Below are 2,505 nucleotides of genomic sequence, written 5' to 3'. Positions count from 1 at the left end.
CCTCCGAGCAGGGCCTGGCGTTGTTCGACACCGCAATACGCACCAACCAACCGCAACTCGTACCGATCCGGGTGGACCTGCCCGCACTACGCCGTACCGGCGCCGGTGCTGTGCCACCGCTGTGGCAAACGCTGGCCGGCGGGACCGCCCGCCGGGCCGCGACCACCACCGACACGCGAGTAGACCTCGCCACCAGGCTGGCCGCTATGGGAGTCGAGGAACGCCAGCGAACAGTCCTGGAACTGGTACGCGCACAAGCCGCCGTCGTACTCGGCCACGCCGACCCAACGACGATCGACCCGCACAGCGCGTTCCGCGAACTGGGCTTCGACTCGTTGACCGCGGTGGAACTACGTAACCGGCTGGCCACCGCGACCGGGCTGTCACTGCCGGCCACGCTGGTCTTCGACTACCCCACCCCCGCCGAACTCGGCCGCGAGCTGTGGACGCGAGTTGTGCCAGAGGAGAAGACGCCCGCAAATGCCCTGCAGTCCGACTTGGACCGGATCGAGCAGGCTATACGCACGTTGGCCCCGGGAGATGGCAGAGATCCAACGCAGCTGGCGGACCGCCTGCGTGAGCTGGTGCGCAGGCTCGAGGCCCAGACGGGCGGCCACGAGGCAATCCCGGTGATCGACACCTATGCGGCCTCCGATGACGAGCTGTTCGACGTTCTCGACAAGATCGTAAGCTCCGAGGGAGGGCGAACGGCGTGAGCAACGATGAGAAGCTGCGGACATATCTGCGACAGGCCACGGACAACCTGCTGGAGACCCGGCGACGCCTGCACGAGATTCAGGATCGGGTGACTGAGCCCATCGCCGTGGTCTCGATGGCCTGCCGGTTCTCGGCCGGCATAGATACCCCGGAACAGTTCTGGAATCTCATTGCCGCGGGTGACGACGCCATCGGGCCATGGCCGATGGATCGGGGTTGGGATGTCGAGTCGTTGTATGACCCGGATCCGGCGCGGTCGGGGACCAGCTACGTCCGGGAGGGTGGGTTCCTGACGGATCCGGCGTTGTTCGACGCGGGGTTCTTCGGGATCAGTCCGCGGGAGGCTGTGGCGATGGATCCGCAGCAGCGGTTGTTGTTGGAGGTTTCCTGGGAGGCGTTGGAGCGGGCGGGGATCGACCCGTCCGGGCTGCGTGGGTCGGACACCGGTGTGTATGTGGGCACGACCGGGCAGGACTACATCTCGGTGATCGGCGACGGGCAGACCGGTAGCGAGGGACATCTCCTTACTGGCAATGCGGCGAGTGTGATGTCGGGGCGGGTGGCGTACACGTTGGGCCTGGAGGGTCCGGCGGTGTCGGTGGACACGGCGTGTTCGTCGTCGTTGGTCGCGGTGCATTTGGCGGCGCAGGCGTTGCGGTCGGGTGAGTGTTCGATGGCCCTGGCCGGCGGTGTAGCGGTGATGGCGACTCCGGGTGCGTTTGTGGAGTTTTCCCGGCAGGGTGGGTTGGCGGCGGATGGGCGGTGTAAACCGTTCGCGGACGCGGCTGACGGTACGGGTTGGGGTGAGGGTGTCGGGGTTGTGGTGTTGGAGCGGTTGTCGGATGCCCGTCGGCGGGGGCATCAGGTGTTGGCGGTGTTGCGGGGCAGCGCGGTCAACCAGGACGGCGCTTCCAACGGGTTGAGTGCTCCGAATGGGCCGTCGCAGCAGCGGGTGATCCGCCAGGCGTTGGCCAACGCGCGGTTGACGCCGGGCGAGGTTGATGTGGTGGAGGCGCACGGCACGGGCACCACGCTGGGCGACCCGATCGAAGCACAAGCGCTGATCGCCGTCTACGGGCAGGACCGGCCCGCGGACCAACCGTTGCGGTTGGGGTCGGTGAAGTCGAACATCGGCCACACCCAGGCAGCAGCAGGCGTCGCCGGGATCATCAAGATGATCCTCGCGATGCGCCACGGGCTGATGCCCAGGACACTGCACGTGGACGCCCCGTCCTCGCACGTGGACTGGTCGGCCGGGTCGGTGCGACTACTGACCGAGGCCACCCCATGGCCCGGCAACGGTAGGCCACGACGCGCCGGGGTGTCCTCGTTCGGGATCAGCGGCACCAACGCCCACCTCATCCTCGAAGAAGCCGAACCGTTCGAGTCGCCGCGGGACACACTGGCCGACGCGGTGGGTTCGGGTCAGGAGTCGCCGGTGGTGCCGGCCGACGGGGTGGTGCCGTGGTTGTTGTCGGCTAAGACCGAGACGGCGTTGCGGGCGCAGGCGCAGCGGTTGGCCGGGTTCGTGGCGGATCGGCCTGAGGTGGGGCCGGTTGCGGTGGGGCGGGTGTTGGCGGGCCGGTCGGTGTTCGCGCATCGGGCGGTGGTGGTGGCTGGGGAGGTGGACGGGTTCCTGGCGGGGTTGCGGGATCTGGACGCGTCGCCGGTGGTGGTGCGGGGTGTCGCGGCCGGTGCGGGTGGTGGGGCGGGTCCGGTGTTTGTGTTTCCGGGTCAGGGTGCGCAGTGGGTGGGCATGGGTGTGGCGTTGTGGGACGCCGAGCCGGT

General features: G+C 68.4%; 2 protein-coding genes. Both read left to right on the top strand.

Features of this window, described 5'->3' with window-relative positions; translation table 11 throughout:
• Positions 1-716 (top strand): beta-ketoacyl reductase (locus AB0J33_RS31135; protein WP_363618729.1); only part of this gene is annotated, 716 nt, incomplete at its 5' end.
• The coding region (locus AB0J33_RS31130; protein ID WP_363618727.1) for a type I polyketide synthase at positions 713-2,505 on the top strand (1,793 nt) is incomplete at its 3' end. The genes AB0J33_RS31135 and AB0J33_RS31130, both read left to right, overlap by 4 nt.

The sequence above is a fragment of the Micromonospora sp. NPDC049645 genome (genome assembly GCF_040675155.1).
Lineage (GTDB): Bacteria > Actinomycetota > Actinomycetes > Mycobacteriales > Micromonosporaceae > Micromonospora.
The sequence above is the reverse complement of the archived record's forward strand: the minus strand, read 5'-3'. Positions and strand labels throughout refer to the sequence as shown.